The following is a 20118-nucleotide window of genomic DNA, read 5'->3' as shown; positions in this document are numbered from 1 at the left end:
ATTTAAAAGTATATTGATTATTGTGAATAAAGTGAAGCACATTTTAAGTTTTTTTATTTTTATCATACTCTTGGTCGTTGATTTTGGATATGCCCAAGAAAAGTCCCTTCAGATGCCCTTATCTTTTATAGCCCAAAATTTGGAATACAAAGGGGTTGCGGTTCAAGATGATAATTATACCTTTTGGGGTTGCGCACCCATTATGGATGAGGATGGAAAAACGCACTTATTCGTAGCGCGTTGGCCGGAAAAGAATGTTAATCCCGCATGGAGAAGGTCTTCCGAAATTGCCCATTATGTTGCGGATTCACCTGAAGGACCTTTTTTATTTTCAGATGTGGCCATAAAGGGCACAGGAAAGGATACCTGGGATAAATATGCACCGCACAATCCGGAAATCAAGAAGCTGGGCAAGTACTTTGTGCTGTTGTATATTGCCAACAATAATTATCATCAACCACCACATCCGGGTAATCAACGTATTGGAATGGCAATTGCAAAATCTCCTTATGGCCCATGGAAAAAAGTGGGCAAGGACGGGATGGTCTTACATGCCGATAATCCTCAAAAATGGAATTATAAATCCAATATGGGAGTGGCCAATCCTGCCTTTTTGGAAGTAAATGGAAATTACTTTCTGTATTTTAAAACCAAAACCACGGATGGGATTCTAAAGTATGGTTTGGCGAAAGCTACTGAGTTAAAGGGCCCATATATTATTCAGGATAAACCGGTTACCTCCAATAAGGGTACATTGGAAGATGGAACCGTTTTTGCTTATCAAGATCATATTTTTTTATTGACCACGGATAATCATGGTAAAAATACGGGCATAGTTGGTGGAGGAACACTATGGAAGTCAAAGGACGGACTTACTTTTAATTTGGAGGATGCCACGGTTGGTTATGATTTATTGCCCACCTATTATAAGGATTATGACCCTAAAAAAGCGGTGAAGATATATGGTGTCGCCCCTAAGCTGGAACGCCCCAAAGTTTTAATGATAAATAACAAACCGGCATATTTGTACGGCCCATCTGGTTGGAATATTTTTGGTGGGGACAGAACAGTTGGCCATGTTTTTAAAATAAATCTAAAAGAATGAATTTTCGAAATATTTTTTGGATTCTTGTATTGCTCCCGTTATTATTAGCGTCCCAAGACAAAAAAACTGATTTTAAAATCATCACCTACAACATTTGGAACGGTTATGATTGGGGCAAGGATAATGAAAGAAGGGAAAAAGTACAAAATTGGATAAATACCCAAACTCCAGATGTAGTGGCACTTCAGGAATTATGTGCCTATACCCCGGAAAAATTGCGGGAGGATGCGCTGGCGTGGGGCCATGATTATTCTGTTTTATTGAAAACAACGGGTTACTCGGTTGGCTTTACCTCCAAATACCCCATAGAGCTAAAAGAAAAAATTCTAGAAGGTATGCACCATGGTGCCTTGCACTGTACAACAAGCGGAATTGAATTTTTGGTAATTCATCTACATCCGGGGAGCTTCGCTAGAAGGCGGGAGGAGGCCAATATACTATCAAGGAAATTGGAAGAAATCATTAAAACCAGTTCCAAATATGTAGTTTTGGGAGATTTCAATGCCCATTCCCCCTTTGATGCTGATTTGTACGATCCCAAGGGTTCCTTGTTGACCAGATTACGGGAATCCAATAAAGAAAAAGGCATAAATGGGAATTTGGTGAACGAAAGTCTGGATTACGCCGTAATTTCTAAATTTCTTGCGGTGCCCTTGTATGATCCGGTTCAAAAATATACAGCAGGATTGATGGAAAGAGGCAGTTTTCCCGGTCGGGTTTTGGGTGAGGTAAACCAAGAAAGCATGGAACTATTAGTTTCGCGTATGGAACGGATAGATTATATTATGGTTTCACCTGAGCTCTCCAAAAAATGTAAGGATGCACAAGTCCACAACGGACCGGAAAATTGGTTTTTGTCCGATCATTATCCTGTAAGTGCCACTTTTCATCTAAAAGATTGATTGGTAGGTTTTTCCGGGCAAAAATCAATGTCCAAAAATTTTAGGATGCAAGTTTCAATTCGTAATTTGCAGTCTCTACAAAAAATGGATGATTTCTCTCCCCAAGAAGGAATTGCTAAAGTTTTATTTAAAAGTTATTTAATCATGTCGGTTTTGGAAAAATTATCTTCTAAAGATGCAATTGCATTGGAGGAAAAATTCGGAGCGCACAACTATCATCCGCTACCTGTTGTTTTAAGTAGGGGAGAGGGAGTTTTTGTTTGGGATGTTGAAGGAAAAAGATACTACGACTTTTTGTCCGCCTATTCTGCGGTAAACCAAGGGCATTGTCACCCTAAAATTGTCAGTGCCATGATACAACAGGCACAAACGTTGACTTTGACTTCCAGGGCGTTTTACAATGATATGCTCGGGAAATTTGAGAAGTTGGCTGCGCAAACATTTGGTTACAATAAGTTACTGCCCATGAATACAGGGGCGGAAGCAGTGGAAACTGCTCTTAAAATTTGTAGAAAATGGGCATACGAGAAAAAAGGAGTTCCTGAAAACCAGGCGCAGATTATTGTTTGTGAGAATAATTTTCACGGACGAACCACCACTATCATCTCATTTTCCAATGATCCTATTGCCCGCAAAAACTATGGTCCCTTTACAGAAGGCTTTATAAAGATTGAATACGATAATCTAAACGCCTTGGAAGAGGTTTTGGAAAGCGATAAGAATATTGCGGGATTCCTTGTAGAGCCTATACAAGGAGAGGCTGGGGTATATGTGCCTTCTGAAGACTATCTTGCCAAGGCGCGGGAGCTTTGTAAAAAGCATAATGTCCTTTTTATTGCCGACGAGGTACAGACAGGAATAGCCCGTACAGGCAAATTATTGGCTACATGCGGCAATTGCAGCTGTCCTGACAGGCATTGCAGTGGGACGCCTGAGGTGAAACCGGATATTTTAATTTTGGGAAAGGCGCTTTCAGGAGGGGCTTATCCTATCTCCGGGGTATTGGCCAATGACGAAATCATGGAGGTTATAAAACCTGGTAGCCATGGTAGTACTTTTGGGGGTAACCCCGTGGCAGCAGCAGTGGGCATAGCGGCTCTTGAAGTAGTCAAAGAAGAAGGACTTGCAGAAAACGCCTATCAATTGGGCGTGCTGTTCAGGGAAGAGCTCAATAAATTTATACCCACCTGTAATATTGTAAATTCCGTAAGGGGTAAAGGATTGTTAAATGCCATCTTGATAAATGACACCGAAGATAGCTCAACCGCTTGGGATATTTGCTTGGCATTAAGGGATAACGGGCTTTTGGCAAAACCAACCCATGGAAATATTATCAGGTTCGCACCTCCATTGGTGATGAATAAAGAACAGCTATTGGAATGTGTTGGAATTATAATTAAAACGCTTAAGAAGTTTGAAAAATAGTGATCTTCACCTTGAAAGAGATGGCCCGTTATTGATTTTATAGCGGGCTTTTTTTATTCTGGAGCCAAAAGGGTAAAAGGATAAAGATGAATATTCCTTAAAATGGTAAACAGGGTAATTATTATAAACAACACTATGGGAGTTTTGGGGTGATATATTAAATCTGGTAAGCTTTCTTTGCCCTTTAAGGGGGCGTAACTACGCACCCAATGGTAGGCAATCAATAAAAATGCAGGAATAAAGAGTAGGTTGTGTTTGGCAACACCCATTATATCCAAGTGGAGTAAATCGTGCAATGCCCTCTGACTTCCACAACCTGTACAGTAATAGCCTGTGGCGGTCAAAAATGGACATTGTGGAAAATGGTTGGAATTACTGGGGTTGTAGAAAAAATAAAGGAGTAGTATTCCAAGGAATACCACTCCCAATATGATCGCTACTACTATTTTTTTTCTATTAGAAATCACTACTGCTCATTAATCCTCCAAAAATGGCCAGGCCAAAAAATGCGATATATAAAAGCCAGAACAAGCCGGCTATAGCAATACCAACAATAGCCCATGTTTTTGCATTTTTGGAAGCTCTCTCTGCCTGTTCGTAATTGCCAAGGGCATAGGCCTCATTTACCTTGGCCGCATTTACTATACTTACTATACCGGGTATTAGGCAACAAAATACAGTGCTGATAATAGCTAAAACCAAATAGTTGTTCGGTTTGGGATGGGTTTGGTTGTTTTCCATAAAAATGCTTAATTAAATTGATGGGTTATAATTAAATCTATTGAAGGTTTTGAAAATAATCTTCCATTCTCTCCCTCATAAGTTCTTCGTTCTGTAATGCATCCCAACCAATAATAGAGATGATCCAAATAAAGAAGAAGATTACTAGAATATTCAAGACAATACCTATAATCGATAAGGTTTTCCCTAACTTAACATTGTTGTATCCTTCATACATACTGGGGTTTACTGCATAGAGGATAGTGGCCTTTTTTGCTAGAATAAGGCCGACGATACCGAATATCAATCCAATAATTCCATAGCAGCAGCAGGTAACTATTGAAATAATCCCGAAAACTAATATTAGTGTTGCGTTGGGTAATTTTTGTTGTTCCATAATTCTTTTTTAATGTATTAGGTGAACCATTTTGTAAATGTAACTTACAATGATGATTCCAGCGTTTAGGTATAAAAGATAGATTTTGATCTTGAAGGAATTTTTGATATCGAACAATAGTGAGGCACCAATAAAACCAACTAGAAATATAATGGTATAAATGGCCGGGTATATCTTTAAGGCATCTATAAAATTGCCTTCCAATAGATAGGAAATAGATCGTTGAATTCCGCAACCGGGACACTCAATGCCGAAAATCTGCTTGTTCATGCATGGGAGCATATAATTTTCCAGTTCCAAGAGAATTGCCATCAGGATTATTTAAAGTACTAATATAATTCTTTACCGAAAATTACTATTATTTTTGGGCAATGAAAACAAAACGGACTTTTTATTTGGTATTGATTATTGTAGGGGCTGCAATTGCGGGGTTGGGAGACCGTATTATGCATGAGGAATATGCTTTGAGTATTGGAATTGTGCTTTTAATGTTCGGTTTGTACAAGACCACACAATTGTGGAGTATAGATCAGTATGCGGATGAGGACAAAGACAAAGAAAAGAACTAATGGGTTTTAAGGTAGGAGATAAAGTTGAAGCCATCGATGATATTGTTCAAGGGGTTGTTATAAAAGTAAATGATGGGCAAATTACAGTGGAAAGTAATGACGGGTTCTTATTGAAATATACGGCAGCTGAATTATTGAAAGTTAGCGGCTCCAATGCTATTAAAGTATCCAATTATGAGGTAGCTAAAATAAAAGCGGAGAAAGAAGTGCCAAAGAATAGGCATATCAAGAAATTAAGAAGCAAGGAGCGGTATGCCCCACAAATGGAAGTTGATCTGCATATAGATAAGTTAACACCCTCTACAAAAGGAATGACCAATTTTGAAATGTTGAACCTTCAACTCGATACGGCCAAACGTCAACTGGATTTCGCTATTCGTAAAAAGATACAAAAGGTTGTATTTATTCACGGTGTTGGGGAAGGTATATTAAAGGAAGAGCTATATTTTCTTTTTAAACGGTACGAAAATGCAAAGTATTATGATGCCGACTACCAGAAATATGGCCTAGGGGCCACAGAAGTATATTTTTTTCAGAACACCCAATAATCAATTGGTTGTCACCGTTCCAAAATCATTGATACTTAAATCGGTTATCCGCTGATTGTTGGAAGCATTGATAAAAGTAATCTCGCTAAGCCTTATTGTGTGTTCGTAAGAAGTGCTTTCTCCATCAACTATTGCCGTAGTGGTTATTAGTACAGAACCACTTTGAGCCTCTATTTCTTCAATTACCGTGGGTTCCGTTACTGGGATAACATCGCAAAAATAATCACTGGATACATCATCGGAAAAATCACGATAGGTGAGGGTGGTACTGGTGGAGATAGGGTATTCAACCTCTCCGTCCGATGCTTCATTCTTAAGTGTTCCACTTGCTAAGGTGAGAATTAGAGCCTCGTTGCCGTTAATTTTAAAGAATAAAGTGGTGCTGGTCGTTACTGTAGTGTCACAGTAATCTATGTCAATATCGTCAAAGTCTATAGTTTCTATGGTTAAATCCCCATCATCGCATGAGAAAAGGATTAAGCACAAAAGGAAAGTCAACAGATTTTTCATGCCTCAAATTTAATCGAAATATAGGTTATAATCCTAGAGGTTTATAAGCATTTTACAGGAAATTAACTTTATTTCAAGTAATTTTGGCGAACTCTCCTGGAGTTGGGAAAGTTTTTAATTTGATTTATTTTTTAATGAAAAAGGTTTATTTGGATAGTGCCGCAACCACTCAGGTTAGACCCGAAGTCATCTCAAAAATGCAAGATGCCTTGGCAAGCTGCTATGGTAATCCATCTTCTTCCCATGGTTTTGGAAGGACAGCTAAAACGGCTATTGAAAAAACAAGAAAAACTATTGCTAAGTACTTAAATGCCCACCCCGCGGAGATAATATTTACTTCGGGAGGTACCGAAGCTGATAATATGATTCTTAGGTGCAGTGTCAGGGATCTTGGGATAAAAACCTTGATTACCTCCAAAATAGAACATCATGCCGTATTGCATACGGCTGAGGCGCTGGCCCAGGAATATGGTATAGGTCTCCAGTATGTGGATTTGGATAGCTATGGAAATCCGGATCTTGCCCATTTGGAGTCACTGCTGAAGAGGGATGGCAGTAAGAAACTGGTGAGTTTGATGCATGTGAACAATGAAATAGGAAATATTACGGATATAGCCGCTGTTGGTAAACTTTGTATAGAAAACGATGCCTTATTTCATTCCGATACGGTACAGTCTATTGGACATTTCCCATGGGATGTGCAGAAAACCAATGCTCATTTCCTGACCGCCGCGGCACATAAATTTCATGGTCCCAAGGGGGTTGGATTTGCTTATATTAAAAGAAATGCTGGTCTAAAACCCTTGATTTTTGGGGGATCGCAGGAGCGTGGCTTTAGAGCAGGAACTGAACCGTTTCACAATATTGTGGGTTTGGAAGAGGCCTTTAAAGCGGCTTATGACCACTTGGAAGAGGAAAGGAATTATGTGACGGAGCTAAAAAGATATTTTATAGAAAAATTATCCAATGCAATTCCCGATGTAGCCTTTAATGGTCTTTCCGGGGACATGGAGGGAGGTACCTATACCCTTGTGAATGCGCGTCTCCCTTTTGATTCTGAAAAGGCGTTGATGTTGTTGTTTCATTTGGATCTAAAGGGTATAGCCTGTTCCAAAGGCAGTGCCTGTCAGTCCGGTAGCGATATCGGTTCGCACGTTCTTACTGAAATACTTTCCCCTGAAGACATGGAAAAGCCTTCTTTGAGATTTTCGTTCTCAAAATATAATACGAAAGAAGAATTGGATTATGTGGTTGAGGTACTAAAGGAATTTGGTTCCAATTAGTTCTTTTTTCTATCTCGTGGGCGTTCCCTGTCGTAAGGGAATTTTCTGGAAGCCAGTTTCATCATCAGGTCTATGAGGTCTGTAGTGTTCTTTCCCGATTTCTTATTGATTTGTTTTTCGTATTTCCAGAGCAATTTGCCAGTTATGCCGTCACTTATTTTTACCCCAATTCGGCCGTAATTGGCATCGCCGTTAATATAATCTAGAAGGCTAAATTCTGTAGGGACTCCTTTGGATAGAAGTACGTTTAAGTCCAAAGTACCACTTATAATGCCATCAACTTCTAAAATTTGAGCTAGCTCTTTTACGCTGTAAACATCAATATTGTCGTACGAAATACCATTTTGTTTTAAGATGGCATTGGTATTTTTTATATTCTGGAATTCTACGGAAAATTTCTTTTTCTTTTTTCTTTTAGAGAAATAAGTTTCTAGTGCATCCTGTACGGCGTAGCCTTCCTTCTCCTCCAAATCTTTTAATTCAGCACTGGATATTTCATCTTTCAACTCCAAATTGGTCAAGAATGGGATTATGGCCAAATTAGTATGGTCTTGGCTCAATTCATCGAACTTTTCACTTTCATAAATGTTCTTTTGAGCGGATACACCTAGGCAACTAAGGGTAAAAATAATTATAAGAATATTTTTCATCTAATGCTATTTGTTCTTTTTACACAGCACAGTCTCTGTTGATACTTCCAGGGGGCTTAAAAATGTTATTGCCCCATGTGCTTGTCCATTTTACGGTTAAAACTTATTTTCAGTACTAAAAACGCATCTCAATTTTAATATTTAAGATACGGCCGGTCATAAAATTGGGTACGGCAAATTGTTGTTCGTTTAACAAATCCCTTACCCATGTGTTGGTTATGGAATTTTGATTGTTAAATAAATTAAATATTTCAAAGCCGCCACTCAGATCCTTAAAAACACGTAAAAACGCATTTTTGTCATTGGATTTATTGGCTCCCACAAAAATATAGGAAATTCCTAAATCTGCACGCTTATAATCCCTTAATCTATTTTGATAAAGGTAGGGGTCGGTATAGCTAGGTGAGCCTCCGGGCAGTCCTGTATTATAAACTAGGTTTAAGTACATTTTAAGGTCCGGTACTTCTGGCATGTAGTCCTGAAAGAGAATGCCTACTTTTAAACGCTGATCTGTGGGCCTCGAAATATATCCCCGGTAATTAATGTTCTCCTCTGTTTTAAGGTAGCCTAAACTAAACCATGACTCCGTACCGGGAACAAAGGCGCCGTTTAATCTTAATTCTGCCCCGTAAGCGTAAGCTTTTGCATTGTTTAGGGCTGCATATCTTATACGGACATCTTCCAAGGTATATGGATTTACATGGGTCATTTTTTTCCAATAGGCCTCACCGATCAGCGTAAACGGTCTTTGCCATAATTTAAAACTGTATTGGTTTCCATATACAATATGATAGGATTTTTGGGCCTCCACCTCAGGATGAACAATACCATTGTTATCCCTTAATTCCCGGTATAATGGCGGCTGTTGGTAGACTCCCCCGGAGAGTCTGAACAGCATATCTTTTTTCCAATTTGGCTTAATGGAAAATTGGGCCCTGGGACTAAATATGGTATGTCCGCTACTTTTAAGATTTTTGCCATTCACGACCCAATGGCTGGCTCTGGCTCCTATATTATAATAAATGTTATGGTCGTTCCATTGTGTTCTATGGCTGTATTGCGCAAACCCGGAGAGTCTATTGGTGTTTACCGAATTCCTGGCAAAAATACCCTCGTAAGGCACCAAGGGCGCTTCAAAGGGTGTTTCGGGTTCATTACGATTATAACCAGAATTTGGAGGCCGTACCATATATCCCAGAGAGTCTAAGAATTCGGATTCCCTAATTTGGTCCCTAATATCGGTATGCTCGTATTTAAGCCCCCATGAAATAGCCTTCCCATCTTTGGTGTGGATGCCTTTATGTTCCAAATTGAAGATTTTAGCATCCAGATCATTTCTGGCCCGATTGTATTGTGTGGCCAATCCGTTTATAGGGGTAGGCTCCCCTAAAATATCGTCTTCAAGACCTGCATTTAACTCACTAAGCCGGTATTGGGATATTACATCGGAATATTCTTGCTCCCTATTAAAATACAGGGAGGAAATAAGTTTTAAAGTGGTTTTGTCATTTAATTGGTATTCCGCTTTCAGCGCGTTTAGGTTGGTCCTGTACTGGTTTTTTTCGCTTCCGGAGTAATAGACCGTTAAAGTCTTTATATCATTCAGGGTCCCAAAATTGGTCTGCCTGGTAAAGGGTTGGTTTCTATAATTGTTGATCGAAATATTTCCTAGATAGCTGATTCTAAATTTGTTGGAAAATATGTAGGTAGTAAATTGTTGAATATCAAAAAAAGAGGGGTCGTAGTTGCCATTGGTGTTCTGGCTATTTACAAGGAGGCTGTTGTCCCGAGACCTGATGCTGGTTAAGGAAGATAATTTCTTGTTTTTGGATACGCTTTCCAAAGTTGTCGAAGTCCCAAGACGGGTCGCATTTATTTTAAGTCCAAAGGAAACAGGTGTTTTATAAGTGATATCCAAAACAGAGGAAAGTTTGTCCCCATATTTGGCTTGAAAACCTCCTGCGGAAAATTGCAAGTTTCCCACCATGTCGCTATTTATAAAACTTAGGCCTTCCTGTTGTCCGGAGCGTATTAGAAAGGGCCTATAAATCTCTATGTCATTGACATACACCAAGTTTTCGTCAAAATTGCCCCCCCTTACCATGTACTGGGTACTGAGCTCATTGTTGGAGGATACCCCTGGCAAAAGCTTTAAGATGTTCTCCACCCCCGAATTAGGTCCTGGAATATTTCGCACAATATCTGATGAAATAGTTGTAATTCCCTCAGCGTACCTGTTGCCTACAGGGGTTACAACAACCTCGGCAATAAGTATTGCCTCATTTTTTAGAACAGGGTTGAATTCATAATTCTCATTGGTATTCAGAATTAGGTCTTTGAGAATTAGCCTTTCGTTCCCCAAATGGGAAAAAGTTATTGTTGTTTCCTGGTCCGCTATTATTTCCAAAATATAAAACCCGTTCACATCGGAAAAAGTTCCTTGGTTTTTGGATGCAATATTAACATTGGGCAATGGGGTTTGGTTTTCGTCAAAAACCACACCGGTTATGGTAGCCGTTTGTGCCTTTAGAACGGTTGCCGAGGATGTTAAAACGACAAGGAAAAATAGTTTAAAAAGTCTCAATGTTTCATTTTCTGTAAAAAGTACTTGTGAAAGTACTGCTATTACCAACATTATCGGTAACCACTACTTTCAAATCACATTGTTTTTTATCCAATATAAGGTCATCAAAATTATAGGTGATGGTATTTGTCTTTGGCTCATATTCCAGAAGTATCCATTCACCATTGAGGGTTGCATTGTAGGTGTCTATTCCACTCAGATCGTCCGTAATTTTTAAGCTTAAATAACTGTAGTTGGTAAGCCACTGTTTGTCTTTGAAATTTTTAGGTCTAATTTGCGGAGCCACAGTGTCTTTTGCCAAGGTATAGGTGCCAAGGTCCCTGGTCCTTGTTGTAAAGGTAGTGCCCCGTTTATAGGTAGAGGCGTAATTTGCAGTTCTATTATTGTCCAATCGTCCAATGTACATTTGTTTCCTTTCCTCTTCCGAATATTTTGAAACATCAAAGGTTATTGTAAAGTTTCTATGAGCGGGTACCTTACTATTGTGAATTGTAACGGTATCCTTTCCTTTTTTTAGATCTATATAAAAGTTGTCGTAAAACGTATTGGCCGGGAAGTATACTTTTGCTGCGCCCAAATCAAAATTGTTAGGTTTTTTGGCAATAATATAGTTGTCCGTTTTCTCTTCTATTTTAGGAATTTTAATTTCTTCAAGTTTTCCTTCCACAGGTATAACCAATTTGGTAAGATTTCCGGCAAGATCATAAATATGAATTTCCACATTATAGGATAAACCTTCACTAACCTCTATTTTTCCATTATTATAAATGGTCTTGTATATACCCAAAAGATTGCTTTCGTCCTTAAAACACTTTTGAATCCTTTCCCTGTAAGTACTGTAATGGTTGTAATCTATCAAGGTGTTTATGTATCTGCTTTCTGTAAATGAAAATGTTTCAAAATTAAATTCGGTGTATAATTTTCCGTTCACTATTTGTTTCACGGAATAAACCCCGTTTTGGTTGGCAGCAAGGTCTTGGCGGTCAAATGCATTTATTCCGAACCCAATGGTGCCAAGCGCAGTTACCTTGTCGGCAAGATAGGTGCCATCACTTTGTCTATGATATTTTAGTTTTATTTTTTCCTGACTTTGATTTACCTGAGCGTTCTCCGAAAGTGGATAGGCATAAACATTCAACAAAGTAGGGTCTGTAGCATCCCGTACCTCAATTCCATGTAAAAGTGGATTCGTCGGCATTTCGGAGGCACTGTTTCTAATTTCGAAATGTAGGTGGGGTCCGGCAGATCCACCTGTATTTCCTGTGAAGGCGATAAGATCACCTTTCTGAACCTTAAGCTCTGAAAATTCAGGAAAAATCTCCACTTCAAAAGATTTTTTTTGGTATTGGATCTTCTTTACGTAGGCTTCTATTTCAGGAGAAAACTTTTGAAGATGTCCGTAGACAGAAGTGTAACCATTGGGATGGGCAATATAAAGTCCTTTTCCATAGCCCCATTCCGAAACTTTTATTCGGGTAACCGTACCCTCACCTATAGCGTAGACCGGTAATCCCTGTCTCTGTTGTGTTTTAATATCGATTCCTGCGTGAAAATGGTTGGAGCGCAATTCCCCAAATGTTCCAGATAGAACTATTGGAATATCCAAGGGAGAGCGGAAAAAATCCTTTGGATATGGAGCTTGCCCATAAAACATTGAGGTAAAAAGAAAAAATCCTAAGAAAAAGCCTTTCATATATGTGATAATTGGTACGAAAGTAATTAATACCGTTCTAATTCAAAAAAAAGTCTGTGTTATATAATTTATAAAAAGGATCAATTATTTTTCTTAAATTGAGGTTGGAAATTTTACTTTGAGAATAAATCAAAAAAGAATTGCTAAGTATAAAGAGGTGTGTTAACTTTGTGTAAAATGCATTGATATTTGCAAATGAGTGAATTGGTAGATATTGTTGATTCTTTAGAAAATAAAATTAGTAAGTTGTTGCATAAGCTGGAGCTGTTGCACCATACCAATATAAAATTGGAAGAAGAATTGGTTGCTGTAAAAAATGATCATGAAGCTACAAGAGTTTCGGTGAATGAATGGCAGGAAAAATACAATTCACTAAAATTGGCAAGTTCTATGCTGGGCAGTGATACGAATAAGACCGAAGCTAAGCTTAAAATAAACACATTGATTAGGGAGTTGGACCATTGCATTGCCCAACTTTCAGAATAGTGTAAATAAACAATATGGCAGAGAAGCTCAAAATTAAGCTTTCTATAGCAGATAGGGTATATCCCTTAACGATTGATCCTTTACAGGAGGAGGGCTTAAGAAAGGCCGCTAAGAATATAGAACAGCTGGCAAAGAAATTTGAGCAAAACTATGCCGTAAGGGATAAACAAGATGTGCTGGCCATGTGCGCACTTCAGTTTGCCTCTAAGATTGAGCAAAAAGGAATAGACCATTCAGAAGGTGTAAAAGAAGCCGCAGAGCGACTAAAAGCACTAAATATGTTGGTTAGTTCCAAGCTAGGGATGAAATAACGTTCTTTAAAATAAATATAGTTACTGCCCACATTGGTAATTAATTTTTGACAAACTCAACACTAATTTGTTTGAAAAGGGTGAGTTTAGATTGTAAAAGCAGGCCTTACTTGTATAAGGATCCTTGAGCAGTCTGGTAGCCCTAAACCTGTTTATCGGGGTTTGTACAAAACTTCCATCAATGTGGGCTTTTTTTATAAATAATTTTCAAAATAAATATGGATAGTATAGCAATAATAATAGGATTGGTTGGATTGGGAATTGGATTTGCCATTGCGAAGTTTATGGAAAAGGGCAAGGCTTCCAAAACCATAGCCAGCGCAAAAAAAGAGGCGGCCAATATAATTAAGGAAGCCAACATTGAAGGCGAAAATATTAAGAAGGATAAAATATTTCAGGCTAAGGAAAAGTTCTTGGAACTAAAGGCGGAGCACGAGAAGGTTATTATCAATAAGGACAAGAAAATTTCAGAAGCAGAAAAGCGAACAAGGGATAAGGAATCCCAGGTCAGTAGTGAACTTGCAAAAGGTAAGAAATTAGGGGAGCAGTTAGAAAATAAGCTGAAGGAGGTAGATTATAAGAGTGAATTCTTGGAAAAGAAACAATCCGAGCTCGAAAAACTTCACAAAAGCCAGGTACAACAGTTGGAGGTAATTTCCGGTCTGTCTGCCGAGGAGGCCAAATCACAATTGTTGGAGTCCCTTAAGGATACGGCTAAATCGGATGCTATGGCCTACATTCAAACTACTGTGGAAGAAGCAAAGCTTACCGCACAACAAGAAGCCAAGAAAATCATTATCAATACCATTCAGCGAATCGGCACCGAAGAGGCAGTGGAAAATTGTGTTTCCGTCTTTAATTTGGAATCCGATGATGTAAAAGGAAGGATTATAGGACGTGAAGGACGAAATATTAGGGCATTGGAAGCGGCTACAGGGGTTGAAATAATAGTGGACGATACTCCAGAGGCCATTATTCTTTCCTGTTTCGATTCTGTTCGGCGAGAGGTTGCACGTTTGTCATTGCACAAACTGGTGACAGATGGTAGGATTCACCCTGCCCGAATTGAGGAAATTGTTAAAAAGACAGAGAAACAGATAGAGGAGGAAATTGTTGAAATTGGTAAGCGCACGGTGATCGATTTAGGAATCCACGGCCTGCATCCAGAACTGATCAAGGCGGTGGGTAGAATGAAATATCGTTCTTCCTATGGACAGAACCTTTTACAGCACTCCAGAGAAGTTGCCAAATTATGTGGTGTTATGGCGGCCGAGTTGGGAATAAATCCAAAACTGGCAAAACGTGCCGGTCTATTACATGATATTGGGAAGGTTCCTAATACCGAGGCAGAGGTTGAAACGCCACATGCCATTCTTGGTATGCAATGGGCCGAAAAATTTGGTGAGAAACCCGATGTGTGCAATGCCATTGGTGCCCACCATGATGAAATTGAAATGAAAACACTTATTGCGCCAATAGTCCAAGTGTGTGATGCCATTAGTGGGGCAAGACCAGGAGCAAGAAGACAGGTGTTGGATTCTTACATTCAGCGTTTAAAGGATTTGGAAGATATCGCCTTCGGATTTGGTGGAGTGCAAAAGGCATACGCTATTCAGGCAGGAAGGGAATTAAGGGTTATTGTAGAAAGTGAAAAAGTGAGCGATGACAAAGCTGCCGAACTTTCTTTTGAAATTTCCCAAAAAATTCAAACGGACATGACCTATCCTGGTCAGGTGAAAGTTACTGTCATCAGGGAGACTAGAGCGGTAAACGTGGCCAAGTAATATATACTAATTTTATAAAAGCCTGCCCAATAAATGGACTTTACATTTATTGGGCAGGCTTTTTTTTTGTTGTACTAGTTCCGATTTAAATAATGGTATTATGTTGTTTGGTAGCTTTAGCTTTGCTTCCCTAATCCTCTTTATAAGGTCTGCTGATGGTCTTGTTTTTGTACATGTCCAATTCCCTCAGACCTGTTTCGGTCCATTCGTCCCAATAGGATTGTTTTGATAGATCACTATACACTGCCGTATCATAAGTGTCCTGTTTTAATTGAAGCTCTTTATTTACTTCATTCCCTATGAGCTCCACTTTCTTTACCAGATCCTTAAAACTCTTAACCTCATGATGTAGTCTTTGGATAAACTTCCTGGCGTAGAGTTCCGTAATGTCAAAATGCAATTGTTCGTGATTTAACACTAGGGCTTGGTTTTTATTATCTTTAAAGTAGGATAGCTCGCAATCGAAATAGGTATCTACTTCCACAATAACCCTGTTTTTCTCTGATTTTACGCTGGTTGTATAGCCAAAATAGGTATTTGTGGCTGCAACAAAGGGTTTGCCCTTGGACGACCCCTTAAAATCTGTCACTTTAAGTTTTCTATTGGTATTCCAAATAATTTCCTTTTCAAAGGCTTCTGGATTGGGAACGGAATAGATATTTCCCCTAATTCTATGGCAAGGATTTAAAAGGGTGTTAGGTAGCTTGTGTCTTGTGATAAATATTAAATTACCGCCAATTTCTTTCGCTTCCTTTTCTGCCGCCCGTTTAACTTGTCGAAGGTTGCAGTCCCCGTTAAAGCCATTGTGTTTGGTAGCGATAGTGCCAATAAGTAGGGAATCGCTGAGGTTTGGATCCTTTTTGGTAATAACAAATACTAAATTTGGTTCCGGTAATTGGTCGGTAGGGGGGCTAGCGGTTTCTTTTACAATTATTCTAGGCGTACCACAGCTTGTTAGGGAAGTAACAAACCATAAAACCATCATTACACTAACCCTATATTTACTAATGTGCTTTTATTTTAAAATTGTTTTGATTGAAGTCTATTCCTCGTCCTCAGAGGACTCTTCCTCAATTTCCGCTTCTTCGGCCTCTTTTATCAAATTATTTTCCAGAATGTTCAACTTTTTTAATTTGGCCTTCCATGTGGCCAATGATTCCTTGTGGTTGTTTATGTTTTTAATTACTTCTTTTACCAAAGGATTATCCTCGGAAGCATTGGAAAAGAATTGAAGATTGTTTTCCAATTGCCTAATTTCACTCTTGCTTTCGTCTATTTTTCTTCTGATAAAGGTACGTTCGTTAGAGATGGCGTAGTCGTTGTCGTTGTTGGCCAGCTGCTGAATCTTGTTACCGTATTTCAGCAGTTCCGCTTCCTGTCTGTTGATATCCAATTTTTTGAATAGGGCATCAAGAATTTTGTTAAACTTGGCATTTATGCTCTTCTTGTTGAAGGGCACCCTGCCAGCTTCTTTCCATTCGGCAATAAACTCTTTGATAGCTGCTAAATCTTTACTCTTATCCCCACTTAGTTGGAAACTCTTTAAATTTTCCAGACATGCATTTTTCTTGTCAAAATTCTCTATCTCTTCCTTGTGGGCTTCATTTTTTAAGGCGTGTAAACGATCAAAATAATGGTTGCATGCAGTTTTGAACTCCTTCCATATTTTATCGGAGTATTTTCTGGGCACATGTCCTATTTTTTTCCATTCGTTCTGAATTCTTTTCATCTCCTGGGTGGTAGTATCCCATTCTTCACTATCCTTTAAGGAGACTGCAAGCTCCAACAATGCCCTTTTTTTATCGAGATTGACCTGCTGGTCTTTCTTTAAATTTTTGTAGTAATTGTTTTTGTTTCTATTGAACTCACGCACAGCATCCTTAAAACTTGCCCAAGTCTTCTCATTTACTTTCTGAGGTACTTTCCCAGCTTTAAAGAAAGAATCTCGCAATTTTTCAACTTCCCTTATTTGTTGTTGCAACTCTTTGTGACTTGAGGCAATATGGGCGGCTATCGAGCTTATGGATCCTATAATTTCGTTTTTCTTTTCCAGGTTTTGCTCGTAGACTTTTTCTAGGTCTTTATAGTAATCCTGTCGTCTTTGGTGCAGCAATTTGGTAGCATTGCTAAACCGGTCCCAAATCTCTTCCCTGTGCTCTTTGCCAACGGGACCAATATCTTCTTTCCAGATTTTATGCAGGGTCTGAAGTTCTTGAAATGCCTTGTTTAAATCCTCCATTTGGACCAACTCTTCCGCCCGCACCACGATCTTTAGTTTTTCCTCATAATTGTGCTTAAAATCCAGATCCCTTAATTCCCTGTTTAAGTGTAGGAAGTCGTAAAATATTTCAATGTGATGGTGGTATGTTCGCCAAACATCATTGTAATTGGCGCGTGGTATTGGGCCGGCATTTTTCCACCGTTCCTGTAGATCTTTGAAATTCTTATAAGTGGTATTGATATCCTCTTCAACGTTAACCAAAGCCTTGAGTTCGTTGATGATTTCCAGTCTTTGGGCAAGATTGGATTTAAGTCCCTGTTCCAGGTTTTTGTAATAGCTATTTCTCTTTTCCCGATAATCTGAATATACCTCGTTAAACTGTCTTTTGGCAACGGAATTGTATCGGAAATCTATTTCGTTACCACCGCTATTTATGAAGTCTTCCTTCTTTTCGTCTATAAATTCCTGAAACTTTTGATCGAACTCATATTTAATTCCATCAACATGCTTTTTAATAGCCTGTACTTTTTCGTTCCTTACCAATCGCTGTAGTTCACCTACCAAATTCTCCATGGACATAGCGTGGTAATCCGGCATGGGAATATGGTGTCGCTGATGGTTGTCAGAATCTTCGGCATCCTCTGCATTGGATTCATCTATTTCTTCCAGAACATCTTCCTCTTTTTCCTCAGTTGTCCCGGTGGACTTTGCATTGTTGGTAGAATCTTCCACGATATCTTCAGAAGTCTCGTTTTCTTCAATGGAAGCTACTTTTTCCGGAGCTTTTTGAGTTGAATTCTCTTCCAGCTTTTCCTCCTCCTTGGTTTCTGAATCGATAGATGTACCTTTATCCTCCACCATTTCCTTGGTGTTAATTTCGGAATCTGTTTCAATGGTCTCAGGACTGGGAGCGGATTTTGTTTCAGTCTCGGCTTCCGAATTATTTATGGCTTCGGTATTTCCTGAGGTTTCCTCTGTGCCTACATTATTCTGTAGGTTGTCTTCTTTATCTTCTAACATTTTATGAATGTTTATAGCTTTCTAAATGTAATGTACGGAAATATAATTACATCCGTCTATATATCAAAGGTAATGAAACTTCTTTTTAAGGTTTTTTTGGAGAGGGGACTCCTGTGTTTTTTATGGTTTTAAGGGGCTTACTTGTTTTTTTACTAGGAATTCCATATCTCCCAAGATTTTTCTGCCTGAAATTGAAGCATATTGGAACCATTGCTTATTTTACCGCCTTGCTGCTCACCTGCCAGCAAAAATGCTGTTTTTTCCGGATTGTAGATAAGATCGAAAAGTAAATGTTGGTTGGTAATGAAGTTGTAAGGCAGGTCTGGTTTGTCGTTTATGTTGGGGTAAGTGCCTAAAGGAGTGCAATTAACAATGACCGTATGGTCCATCATCACGCCCTTGTTCAGATCTGTGTAATTGAGTTGTTTGTCCTTGGGGTTTCTAGAGACAAAAATATAGGATATCCCCAATTTATTAAGTACATACGCCACTGCCTTGGAAGCACCACCGGTACCTAGGATAAGCGCTTTTTTATGGTGTTCCTTAAGATGGGGTTGTATGGATTTTTGAAAGCCATAGGCGTCTGTATTGAAGCCTACTGTTTGTTTTCCGTTTATCTTAATGGTATTCACAGCTCCAATGGCTTCGGCTTCCGCATCTATTTTCGATAAAAAGGGCATAATCTGTTCTTTGTAGGGAATAGTTACGTTAAAGCCTTGGATATTGCTGTTTTGTTCCCATAGGCCCTTAAACTGGTCAATATTCTCCAAATCAAAATTCTCGTATGAATGCCTTTCCAGTCCCATTTCAGAGAATTTTTTGGTAAAATATCCCTTTGAAAATGAATAGGAAATATTTTTTCCAATTAACCCAAATCTAATTTTATCTCTTTCTGTTTTTTCCATACCAGTCTAATCCTAATAAAATTAATATCCCAAAAAAAATAAAAAATATGGCCCACCAAGTCTCGGAAGATCCCAAATTTGGCAGGAATCTTTCATAATTCTTTATTATCGGGTTGTGGTTCGTATCCAAGAGCAAATTGCCATTGATATCCGTTTTAAATAAAGTGCGTTTCCAGGGCCATACCACTCCCAATGAGCCCGTAATAAAACCTATAATTACGGCTGTTGTTATATGTCTATAATGTTTTAGTACGAAAGTCAATAGATGGGAGAGGGTTACCAAGCCGGCAGCCGATCCCGCAGTAAATACTGCCAGTATTTTTAAGGTATTGAGCCGTGTTGGATTTTTAATAAAACTATAGTCGCCCGTTAAGACTTCCGAAAAGGTATCATAAAGGGCGTTTACGGAATCTACCAAAAGAAGCACATAATTACCCAGAAGGATCAATATAAAGGAACCGGATAGTCCAGGTAAGGTCATGCCGGAGACACTGATTATGCCACAGAAAAAGATAAATATCAAATTGTCGTTTTGAGTAGCAGGATTAAGGAAGCTTATGGATATACCTATGATTAATCCAATTATTCCTGCCGGAACGGTCTTTTTTCCCCAATGCCCAAAGTCCTTTCCTATATAGTAAATGGAGCCCAAAATCATCCCAAAAAAGGCAGACCACACATAGAGTTCATTTCTTTCCAAAAAATAATCCAAAATTTTGGAGACACTGAAATAACTTACCAGCATGCCAAAAATTAGCAGCGTTAAAAACTGCCCGTTGGTGTAGTGATAAAAACTTTTTAACCTTCCACTGATCAAAAGTCTAAAGGCTTTTCCGTTTACCTTTTGAAGGGAATAGATAAACTCTTCATAAAACCCGCCCACAAAAGCGACTATACCTCCTGATACGCCCGGAACTTTGTTGGCCGCACCCATAAATAAGCCCTTAATAACAAGGAAAAATTTATCCGTGAATGTTCTGGGGTTTCTCATTTGGGACTGTGCGT

Annotated in this window: 21 protein-coding genes and 1 other RNA gene; 10 read left to right on the top strand and 12 right to left on the bottom strand. The window is 38.8% G+C overall.

The window, feature by feature from the left end:
- Window positions 1–31: 31 nt before the first annotated feature.
- The 3 genes from KO529_RS14790 to rocD all read left to right on the top strand — a co-directional run bounded on the left by KO529_RS14790 (window position 32) and on the right by rocD (window position 3432).
- Entirely contained in the window at window positions 32–1105 is a 1074-nt protein-coding gene (locus KO529_RS14790; RefSeq protein ID WP_215948648.1) for a glycoside hydrolase family protein, read from the top strand.
- The gene (locus tag KO529_RS14785) at window positions 1102–2007 is read left to right on the top strand and encodes an endonuclease/exonuclease/phosphatase family protein (protein ID WP_215948647.1); all 906 of its coding nucleotides are present in this window, start codon (window positions 1102–1104) and stop codon (window positions 2005–2007) included. Before KO529_RS14790 ends, KO529_RS14785 begins: the two co-directional genes overlap by 4 nt.
- Before the next feature lie 144 nt (window positions 2008–2151).
- Window positions 2152–3432, top strand: coding sequence for an ornithine--oxo-acid transaminase (gene rocD, locus KO529_RS14780; RefSeq protein WP_215948667.1), 1281 nt, complete (start codon window positions 2152–2154; stop codon window positions 3430–3432).
- Between the two features lie 53 nt (window positions 3433–3485).
- Here rocD and KO529_RS23510 read toward each other — a convergent pair whose 3' ends face one another.
- The 4 genes from KO529_RS23510 to KO529_RS14760 are packed head-to-tail and all read right to left on the bottom strand — an operon-like array spanning window position 3486 to window position 4819.
- Window positions 3486–3899: a DUF2752 domain-containing protein gene (locus KO529_RS23510; protein ID WP_215948646.1), complete on the bottom strand. Its 414-nt coding sequence runs from the start codon at window positions 3897–3899 to the stop codon at window positions 3486–3488.
- Window positions 3889–4173, bottom strand: a complete 285-nt coding sequence (locus KO529_RS14770) for a CD225/dispanin family protein (RefSeq protein WP_215948645.1) — start codon at window positions 4171–4173, stop codon at window positions 3889–3891. Before KO529_RS14770 ends, KO529_RS23510 begins: the two co-directional genes overlap by 11 nt.
- 37 nt (window positions 4174–4210) lie before the next feature.
- Window positions 4211–4549, bottom strand: coding sequence for a CCC motif membrane protein (locus KO529_RS14765; protein WP_215948644.1), 339 nt, complete (start codon window positions 4547–4549; stop codon window positions 4211–4213).
- 9 nt (window positions 4550–4558) lie between these two features.
- Complete coding sequence (locus KO529_RS14760; RefSeq protein WP_252734425.1) at window positions 4559–4819, bottom strand: DUF2752 domain-containing protein; 261 nt, start codon at window positions 4817–4819, stop codon at window positions 4559–4561.
- 101 nt (window positions 4820–4920) lie between these two features.
- On the opposite strand from KO529_RS14760, the gene KO529_RS14755 reads away from it, so the two are divergent.
- Both KO529_RS14755 and KO529_RS14750 read left to right on the top strand, forming a co-directional pair.
- Complete coding sequence (locus tag KO529_RS14755; protein ID WP_215948643.1) at window positions 4921–5118, top strand: hypothetical protein; 198 nt, start codon at window positions 4921–4923, stop codon at window positions 5116–5118.
- Window positions 5118–5666, top strand: coding sequence for a Smr/MutS family protein (locus tag KO529_RS14750; protein WP_215948642.1), 549 nt, complete (start codon window positions 5118–5120; stop codon window positions 5664–5666). Before KO529_RS14755 ends, KO529_RS14750 begins: the two co-directional genes overlap by 1 nt.
- Here the strand turns inward: KO529_RS14750 and KO529_RS14745 are convergent, their stop codons facing one another.
- Window positions 5667–6176, bottom strand: coding sequence for a hypothetical protein (locus KO529_RS14745; RefSeq protein ID WP_215948641.1), 510 nt, complete (start codon window positions 6174–6176; stop codon window positions 5667–5669).
- Between the two features lie 134 nt (window positions 6177–6310).
- Between KO529_RS14745 and KO529_RS14740 the strand changes: the two genes are divergently transcribed.
- Entirely contained in the window at window positions 6311–7459 is a 1149-nt protein-coding gene (locus KO529_RS14740) for a cysteine desulfurase family protein (protein WP_215948640.1), read from the top strand.
- Here the strand turns inward: KO529_RS14740 and KO529_RS14735 are convergent.
- From KO529_RS14735 to KO529_RS14725, 3 genes are all read right to left on the bottom strand, one after another.
- A complete protein-coding gene (locus KO529_RS14735) occupies window positions 7456–8109 on the bottom strand; it encodes a hypothetical protein (protein ID WP_215948639.1) in 654 nt (217 codons plus the stop codon). The two genes, KO529_RS14740 and KO529_RS14735, sit on opposite strands and share 4 nt — an antisense overlap.
- 115 nt (window positions 8110–8224) lie before the next feature.
- Window positions 8225–10744, bottom strand: coding sequence for a TonB-dependent receptor (locus KO529_RS14730; RefSeq protein ID WP_215948638.1), 2520 nt, complete (start codon window positions 10742–10744; stop codon window positions 8225–8227).
- Window positions 10698–12386: a M23 family metallopeptidase gene (locus KO529_RS14725; protein WP_215948637.1), complete on the bottom strand. Its 1689-nt coding sequence runs from the start codon at window positions 12384–12386 to the stop codon at window positions 10698–10700. The genes KO529_RS14730 and KO529_RS14725 overlap by 47 nt, the downstream gene beginning before the upstream one ends.
- 195 nt (window positions 12387–12581) lie before the next feature.
- Between KO529_RS14725 and KO529_RS14720 the strand changes: the two genes are divergently transcribed.
- The 4 genes from KO529_RS14720 to rny all read left to right on the top strand — a co-directional run bounded on the left by KO529_RS14720 (window position 12582) and on the right by rny (window position 14967).
- On the top strand, window positions 12582–12872 hold the full coding sequence (locus KO529_RS14720; protein ID WP_031444723.1) for a hypothetical protein: 291 nt from the start codon (window positions 12582–12584) through the stop codon (window positions 12870–12872).
- A gap of 14 nt (window positions 12873–12886) precedes the next feature.
- Complete coding sequence (locus tag KO529_RS14715) at window positions 12887–13183, top strand: cell division protein ZapA (RefSeq protein WP_031444722.1); 297 nt, start codon at window positions 12887–12889, stop codon at window positions 13181–13183.
- 54 nt (window positions 13184–13237) lie between these two features.
- A non-coding RNA gene (gene ssrS / locus KO529_RS14710) (6S RNA) lies at window positions 13238–13347 on the top strand.
- Window positions 13348–13401: 54 nt separating this feature from the next.
- Entirely contained in the window at window positions 13402–14967 is a 1566-nt protein-coding gene (gene rny, locus KO529_RS14705; protein ID WP_215948636.1) for a ribonuclease Y, read from the top strand.
- Window positions 14968–15097: 130 nt separating this feature from the next.
- Here rny and KO529_RS14700 read toward each other — a convergent pair whose 3' ends face one another.
- The 4 genes from KO529_RS14700 to KO529_RS14685 form a co-directional block, all read right to left on the bottom strand.
- A complete protein-coding gene (locus KO529_RS14700) occupies window positions 15098–15952 on the bottom strand; it encodes a hypothetical protein (protein WP_215948635.1) in 855 nt (284 codons plus the stop codon).
- 57 nt (window positions 15953–16009) lie between these two features.
- Entirely contained in the window at window positions 16010–18208 is a 2199-nt protein-coding gene (locus KO529_RS14695) for a DUF349 domain-containing protein (protein WP_436835204.1), read from the bottom strand.
- A 152-nt stretch (window positions 18209–18360) separates the two neighbouring features.
- Window positions 18361–19113, bottom strand: a complete 753-nt coding sequence (locus tag KO529_RS14690; protein WP_215948634.1) for a shikimate dehydrogenase family protein — start codon at window positions 19111–19113, stop codon at window positions 18361–18363.
- The gene (locus KO529_RS14685) at window positions 19091–20104 is read right to left on the bottom strand and encodes a DUF368 domain-containing protein (protein ID WP_215948633.1); all 1014 of its coding nucleotides are present in this window, start codon (window positions 20102–20104) and stop codon (window positions 19091–19093) included. The genes KO529_RS14690 and KO529_RS14685 overlap by 23 nt, the downstream gene beginning before the upstream one ends.
- Window positions 20105–20118 lie beyond the last annotated feature (14 nt).

It is taken from the genome of Arenibacter algicola, from assembly GCF_018860365.1.
Classification (GTDB): Bacteria; Bacteroidota; Bacteroidia; order Flavobacteriales; family Flavobacteriaceae; genus Arenibacter; species Arenibacter algicola_B.
This window is presented reverse-complemented; position numbering and strand designations above follow the sequence as displayed.